Annotated in this window: 4 protein-coding genes; 1 reads left to right on the forward strand and 3 read right to left on the reverse strand. The window is 43.5% G+C overall.

Annotated elements, in window-relative coordinates; translation table 11 throughout:
- Positions 1 to 49: 49 nt before the first annotated feature.
- Complete coding sequence (locus QM873_RS07105) at positions 50 to 2,845, reverse strand: YhgE/Pip domain-containing protein (protein ID WP_129822596.1); 2,796 nt, start codon at positions 2,843 to 2,845, stop codon at positions 50 to 52.
- Positions 2,846 to 2,980: 135 nt separating this feature from the next.
- Between QM873_RS07105 and QM873_RS07110 the strand changes: the two genes are divergently transcribed.
- Positions 2,981 to 3,517, forward strand: a complete 537-nt coding sequence (locus QM873_RS07110) for a TetR/AcrR family transcriptional regulator (RefSeq protein ID WP_129822597.1) — start codon at positions 2,981 to 2,983, stop codon at positions 3,515 to 3,517.
- Between the two features lie 194 nt (positions 3,518 to 3,711).
- Here QM873_RS07110 and QM873_RS07115 read toward each other — a convergent pair whose 3' ends face one another.
- Both QM873_RS07115 and comA read right to left on the reverse strand, forming a co-directional pair.
- Positions 3,712 to 5,073, reverse strand: coding sequence for a bacteriocin secretion accessory protein (locus tag QM873_RS07115; protein ID WP_129822598.1), 1,362 nt, complete (start codon positions 5,071 to 5,073; stop codon positions 3,712 to 3,714).
- Positions 5,074 to 5,096: 23 nt separating this feature from the next.
- Positions 5,097 to 7,250 carry a peptide cleavage/export ABC transporter ComA gene (comA, locus tag QM873_RS07120; protein WP_129822599.1) on the reverse strand — a complete coding sequence of 718 codons (2,154 nt, stop codon included), beginning with the start codon at positions 7,248 to 7,250 and terminating at the stop codon, positions 5,097 to 5,099.
- Positions 7,251 to 7,634 lie beyond the last annotated feature (384 nt).

The raw sequence follows: 7,634 nt of genomic DNA on the forward strand, positions 1-7,634 counted from the left end.
TCTTCAGAGAAGGGGATTTGTTTCACATGAAACTATGGATAGAGGAAGTCTAGTCTTCTTCCATCTTTTGAGGTTGATAGGCCAACATTCCTAAACCAATACACAAGCCCAAAACCAGGGTAAGGAAGGTGACTTGCCCACCTATCTGACCCGACAAGGAAATGGCTTCCCGTAGTCCCGATACGGTATAGCTCATTGGCAACAGCGGATGAATGGTTTGGAAGAAACGATTGGTGAGGGCAAGCGGATAAGTCCCTGCACTAGAAGCCAGTTGAAGGAGCAAGAGAATCAAAGAGATAAAAGCTCCGACCTTGTTGTTCCATGTTGTTAAGGCAGTCACCATGGACATGAAGGTCACACTTCCTAACACACAGAGGAAGAGAGTCAAGCTTTCATGGTTTGCCGCCATTCCGAGCAGGTGGACAGCTCCGTAGACCAGGACACCAGCCAAGACAGCAATCATCCCGTTCACTTCCAATCTCGATTTAAGCCAAGCCCAACGACTTTCTGGATGACGCCCAGATGGCAATTTGGCAAAAATCATATTGGTAGAGAGAGCCGCGACGAAAAGGGCAACAGATATCATATAAGGAGCCATTCCTACTCCGTTCACTGGAACATTGTCATGGTCTGTCTTTGAAAGGGTGATTGGATCTGACAATACGCTTGCATTTTCTTTTTCAGTGCTAGCGCTATTTAGTTGATCTTTGGCTGAACTCAAGCCCTGACTAAGATTCTGACTACCTGTTTGAAGATCACCCAAGCCTCCGACAAGAACCTGGCCTCCTGTCGCTAATCGACCTGAGCCATCGGCTATTTTAGTTGCACCATCCGCCAATTGATGAGAACCTGATAGTAACTGACCTGATTTATCCGATAACTGATCGACTCCTGATACGAGTTGATCAACACCGCTAGCCAAGACTGGTGTTTGAGTATTTAATTGACTGATCCCACTAGCTAGCAGTCCAGCGCCTGTTGTTAATTCACTAGACTTACTAGTCAATTGGTTGGCTCCTGAAGCTAACTGATTCATTCCAGCAGTCAGAGTTGGCATTTTCCCATTTAAGTCTCCCAATCCTGTTGCTAGTTGATTACTTCCCATTACCAAGTCACCAGATTTCTGATCCAGCTGATTTGTCCCCGCACTCAATTGAGTAGCTCCTGCAATCAAGCTACTGCTATTGCCCGTAAGCTGACTAGCTCCACCGGCTAACTGATCCACCCCTGTCGTATAGAGTTGAACGCCCTGGCTAAGGGTTTGGCTAGCTGGGAGAAGTTGCTCTGTCACTGCTGTCTGCACGGAGCTCAAGCTAGTTGAAAGAGTATTCAAGGTAGACGAAACTGTTGGCAAGATCTGGTTGGCACTTTCTTTTACTGTGGCCAAGGGACTCTCGGTTGTTAAGCCTTCTTGCAAGCCTTGAACAGTGGTTAAAATCGCTTGAGCAGCAGTCTCCGTGGTACTTGAAGTAGCAGAGACAGCAGCCGTCATTTCTGCCTGTTGCTCAGCTGTTAGCGATTGATAGGCAGCAGTAGCTTGAAGATTGGCTAGTACTGAATTGCGGTCAGCCTGTGCAGCTGCTGAAATCCCTTGAGCAGAGGTAGCGATGGTTGCCAAAGCTGTGCTGAGTTGACTGGTATTTCCGCTCGTGTTCTGAATAGCTTCATTTAATTGGGTGAGTCCTGCTGTTAATTGGGCAAGTTGCTCTTGTTGATTTGGTGATGGAGTGAGTTGTGTGGATAAGGTTTGAATGCCTGTCTCTAACTGAGACACTCCATTTCTTAAGGCTTCCGATTGACCGCTTAATTGACTAGCTCCACCACTAAGAGTAGCAAGACCTGAGCTATAGTTGGTTAGACCAGTCGTCAAATTACTAGCACCAAGATTCAACTGACTGACTCCTTTTGTATAGGTATCCAGTCCCGTTGAGAGAGTCGTCATCCCTGTATGCAATTGGCCAATTCCAGATGCTAACTGAGGCGTTTGACTAGCCATTTGGTTCAAACCATCTCCCAGCTGTCCAACACCAGATGTATAGGTCGTCAGTCCACTACTAAAGGTAGTAAAACCATCATGAAGTTGCCCAACTCCCGATACGAGGGTGGGAACTTTCTCCTGCATTTGATGAAGACCAGTTCCTAATTGGCCAACTCCATTGGTGTAGGCCAAGAGTCCAGTGCTAAGAGTCTGTGCCCCATTTGAAAAAGACAGACTCGAATTGGACAAGGTGGTCAAATGGTCTGTCAGAGTCTGTCCACCCTCTTTTAGCTGACCAGCACCGGTCGCTAATTTCTGGCTTCCTTCCGCTGCTGTTCCCATACCTGTCTTCAAGCTTCCCATCTTTTCGAAAAGAGCGCTGGTATAGGTTTGGGTGACATTACTAGCAACTGTTTGCTGGATTTTTATCATGGCTGAATCACTCATCTTACCAGCAATAAAGCTATGCCCACTAGATGTTTGGTAGGCAATAGTCATCTGTTCTGGGTGATTGGTTAAGATAGAAGCAGCTTTAGCAGATAGATCCTTAGGCAAGGTCACCACCATATAGTAATCACCCTTTTCCAACCCCTCTTTAGCGGCTCTTTCATCAACAATATGGAAATCCAGGGCATCACTTTTCTCAAAATTGGACACCATGTCTTTTCCGATTGTCAATTCTTCTTCCTGATAACGAGCTGGCTGGTCTTGATTGACAACTGCTACTGGCAGGTCGGAAACCTTGCCATAAGGATCCCACATAGAGGATAGAAAGATCACATTGTAGAGAGCTGGTATCAAGGCAACCCCGATCATCACAACGATGAAGGTCGGTTTCCTAAAAATTGCTTTCCATTCCTTAAACATTTTTTGTCTCCTTTTTATACACATTGTCTAATTTTTTGATATAATTGATTATACAGTTCTTCTTAAAAACCGCAAGTTAAAAAACTTATTTTTGGACACTGTGTATAATTTTGTTTATAAAAGAGGGAGACTAAAATGGTTACCGAAAGCAATAAGCGAATAAAAACAAAACAGATCATCCAGGAAGCTATGGTTAACCTCCTTCATAGAGAGTCCTTTGATGAGATTTCAACCGTTCAGTTGGCAAAAGAAGCCGGTATCAGCCGGAGTAGCTTCTATACCCACTACCGCGATAAGTACGATATGATTGAGCGCTACCAACAGGAATTTTTCCACAAAGTTGAATACATCTTCGACAAACAACAAGATGATAAACACCAAGCTGTTACCGAAGTTTTCGAATTTCTCACCAAGGAGCCCCTCTTTGCTGTCCTTCTAACCGAGAATGGGACAAAAGAAATTCAATCCTTCTTGCGGCACAAGCTACAAGTTCTACTAGTGGATAGCTTGCAAGAGCGTTATGGCCATCGATCTTTGACCGAAATCGAAAGAGACTACAGTTCAGTCTACCTCACCAATGCCTTTTTTGGAGTTTGTCAAATGTGGGTGGCGCGTGGGCAAAAAGAAAGCCCCCAACAAATGGCGGACTTCCTATTAAAAATGCTGGAATAAAAGAGAGTGGGACAGAAATCGGTAATTCGTTAGAATTCGATTTCGTCGTCCCACCTCCGCACAGTTGAGTAGGGCTGTAAAAGCTGATGAAATCAGCGTGGTAGAGCCCACTCAACCACTGCGTCTTGCTCGATAATCCAAAGACAATTTAGAGGCTAGGACTTTTGTCCCAGCCTCTTTTATGTTATGTTTCTTTAGTTCCCCGCTCCTAAAAATTGATCCACAAAGAAACTAAAGTAAGATTTTTCTCCTGTGATCAGGACACACTTCCCTTCCAATCCGTACCGTAGGAGTTTGGCTTCCTGATCCTTGAGACGAAGAACTCCCTCGATTTTGAAAAAGTTCCCCTGTTCTGTCCGAGTGGCACTCGAAGCAATGGAGCTAATACGGGCCTCTAGCGTAATTGGTTTTTGTTTACTTCCCTGTGTGCTAAAGCGAATCCGATCTCCCACATGAATCGTAGCTATATCTTTTGAAGGAATATAGGTAACAATCTTGACTTCTTTTTCTTTCTGAATGAGTGGATATACTTGTGCCAAAGGAGTGCCTTCCGTTACAATACTCGCTCCTTTTGTTTCATCATTCAAATGAATTACCCCCTCATCCTTGGCTAGAATCTGAGTCTTCTGAAGAAGAGTTTCTTGTGTTTTTAACTTACTATCTAAATCTGCGATTTGCTGAGAAAGAAGCAACAAATCCTGTCCAACTTTACTCAGCTGTTGAGCTTTCAGAGAGGCTATTTGACTATCTAAGCTGGTCGAAAAAGCTTGTTGGCTTCCGGATCCCGCATATTGGATTCGATAATTAGAAATACTCGCCTCTAACTGCTGGATTTGACTATCTAGCTGACTGATAAAAGAAGCTTGTGCCTGAGCGTTTTCTTCTCCATGTGGTTGCTGAGCGTAACTCTGGTAGAGGGAGTAAAGTGGATGAGTCGCATCCAGACTTCTTCCCTCTAGGAGAGCTGATTTTAGACTACGGTAATCAGTTAATCGCTTCTCCTGGTCTTGGATAGCTTGGCCAATTTCTGCTTGACTGGAACTTGCACTGGCATTTTGAGAAGCAATAGTCGCATTTTGTTGATGGGCTTGCGCTTGGAGAATCGCTATCTGTTGCTGGTAATCCTTAAACAGCTGATCATACCCAAAATGCTCATTTCCTGTAAACTGACTCTCCCCGGTCTCAATGCTCGTTTTCAACAGTTTTAATTGTTCCTCCTGTTTCTTTAAGAGGTCGAGCTGTTGCGTCAAGCTCATTCCTTGTTGTTTTTCCTGATCCTCCTGGTATTCTACCAAGATTTCGCCCTTCTTAATCTCTTTATTTTCCTTCAAATGGTTGACTTGAATGGGAGAATTACTCGTTGACTGGATTTGGTCCACCACGCGCGTAGCTTCAATCGTCCCACGACTAGACAAGGTCACTTCCTTCTTGGCAAAGACAGAGAATCCCACAATAAACAGTAGTAAAAGAAAACAAGGGACTACCCACAAACTAGCAAAATTATGGAAACGTTTCTGATAGAATTCTGCACTTTCAAAATATTTTTCGTTCATCATACTTTTTTTCTCCTAGTCCTCTCTTAACAAGTTACCAAATGGCTGTAATAACCATTCTTTTTCAGCAGTTCTTCATGACTTCCTTCTTCTTTCAGACAACCTTGGTCCAGGAGGAAGACTTTTTCAGAACGCTCTGCAATCGTTAACCGGTGGGCAATAAAAACAATCGTTTTATCTAAGGCCATCAAGCGGTCCACTATTTTCTTCTCCGTCAAGATATCCAGGCTACTGGTCGCTTCATCCAGAATCAGAATCGGAGCATCCGTTAATAAGGCACGCGCCAAGGCAATCCGCTGCCGTTGTCCACCAGAAATTCCCATGCCATCCGTAGTCAATTCCGTTTGGTAATTGAGGGGCATGCGCTCAATGTCTTCTCGAATTCCTGCGATTTCAACAGCGCGCAAGATATCTTCCTGACTAGTTCCTTCCCGCGCTCCCAGTAACAAGTTTTCTAAAATCGTACCATTAAAGACATAGGGCTGCTGGGGTAAATAATTGATTTGCTGGCGGAGCAAGGTCTTATCCACTTGCTGGATATCCGTTCCTCCCAGCCGAATCGTCCCTTTATTGGGTTGGTAGAAATTCACCATCATCTTTGCTAGCGTGGTTTTTCCAGAACCGGAAATACCGACAAAACTCACCTTGCTCCCTTTTTTAATCCTTAAGTTAATATCTGTTAAAACATTGGCTCCAAAACCGTACTTGTAGTCCACTCCCTCAAAAACCAGATCACCATCGAGAGTCTCACGCTCTTGAAGAGGCTTCTTCTCTGCGAACTCAGAGTCTATCAAATAGACTTCATTCAGACGGGTATTTGCCACTCGGGCTGCTTGCAGTTTAGTTTGGAGGTTGATCAAATTCTCTAGAGGCCCTGTGAAATAAACAAGGAGAGTATTGTAGGTAATCAGCTGACCCAAACTCAATTCTTGCTTCATGACCAAATGAGCTCCCATCCACAAGACCAAGACATTCAAAATCAACTGGGCCAAGTGCTTGAGCCCCTTTTGCAGACTCTCCGCCTTGCTCATGGCAAAGGATTTCTTCAGATAGTCCACAAATTCTGTGTCAATCTTTTGATAACGACTACGCTCACTGGTAAGAGACTTGATGGTTTCAATCCCATTGATATCTTCGATAATAGAAGAAGACAAGACACTATTGGCTTCCATGGTTTCATTATTTAAGCGCTCAAAAGGCTTCATAAAGGCAAAAATAATGACCGCATAAATCGGCAGTAAGAGAATGGTCAAGAAAAAGAGATGAGCATTTTGGCTAAACAGGACTACTGATAAAATCAGGACTATGGACAGATCCAAAAAGATTGAAAGCAGCGTACTAGCCAGAGCATCGATAATCCGGTTGGCATCTGTAAACCGCGACACCACTTCTCCTGTCCGTCGAGTTGCAAAGAAACTCATAGGCAACTGAAAAACATGCTTAATATAGGACAGAATGACATCAATAGACAAACGTTGACCTAAAACAAGAAGCAAGTAATCTTGCGCATAGGTCAGAACCTGCTGTAAGATGTAAACCACGATCAAACCTAGTGAAATCACACTCAGGGTCTGCTTCATCTGATCAGGCACATAGGTATCAATAATCGATTGTAGGTAGTAAGAACCAACAATATTGATAAGGGTTACCAATAACGTTGCAAGAACAATATGAAGGACTAATTGTCGCTGTTTAAACAAAAGAGGGACAAAGTCTAGGAGCCCATTTTTCTTTTCTTTACTCGGTTGATAGGCTGGAGTCGGGGCCAAGGCAATGACAATCCCTGTCCATTCCTTTTCAAACTCTTCGATCGTCAATTTGGTCATCTTTACCTTTGGATCTGGATCTGCTATGTAAAGATGCTTTTTATCTTTCTTATAGACTACGTAATAGTGAGGGAGACGCCCATCCTTGATCACGTGGACAATCAATGGATAGGTCACTCCTTCCAAGTCAAAAAGTGTGCGGTCTGCTCGGAAGGCGCGTGTCTCAAATCCCAACTCCTCAGCCACCTTGACCAGACCTAAGGCGGTCGTCCCATCTGCAGTCGTTTTTGCCTTCTCCCGCAGACTAGCTAAAGAATAGTATGATCCATAGTAACCAAAGACCATGGCTAAAGCTGCAACACCGCAGTCTCTCATGTCAACTTGTTGGCGATAATGTTTTTTCTTAAATCCCATATGAACCCTTTCCAATCATTTGTTTCATCTTAACAAAAAGGACTATCTAAGAAGAAAAAATCGCTATTTGGTTTATTATTTTAGGTATTTGGTCATAAAAATCTCAAAATCAGGAGAGTTGTTATCTATTTTGAAAAAGAAAAACCGCCTATTTTTACGACGGTCATTTCTTTCTACGAAGTCAACTTAGGGAGCAACTAACTGAACAAACTCAAAAATCAACGGTTTAAGACAAAACAAAAAACCCACTGTTGTAGGGGCACTGCACCCATAAAATGAGACACAAGAAAACACTCCTGTTGAAATCTGGTAAACTAGAAACAGGAGTGTTTTATTATGGTCAAAAAAGCATATTCAGTAGAAACTAAGCTAGCCTGTATCGAA

This window comes from Streptococcus australis (assembly GCF_047463015.1).
Taxonomy (GTDB): Bacteria; Bacillota; Bacilli; order Lactobacillales; family Streptococcaceae; genus Streptococcus; species Streptococcus australis_F.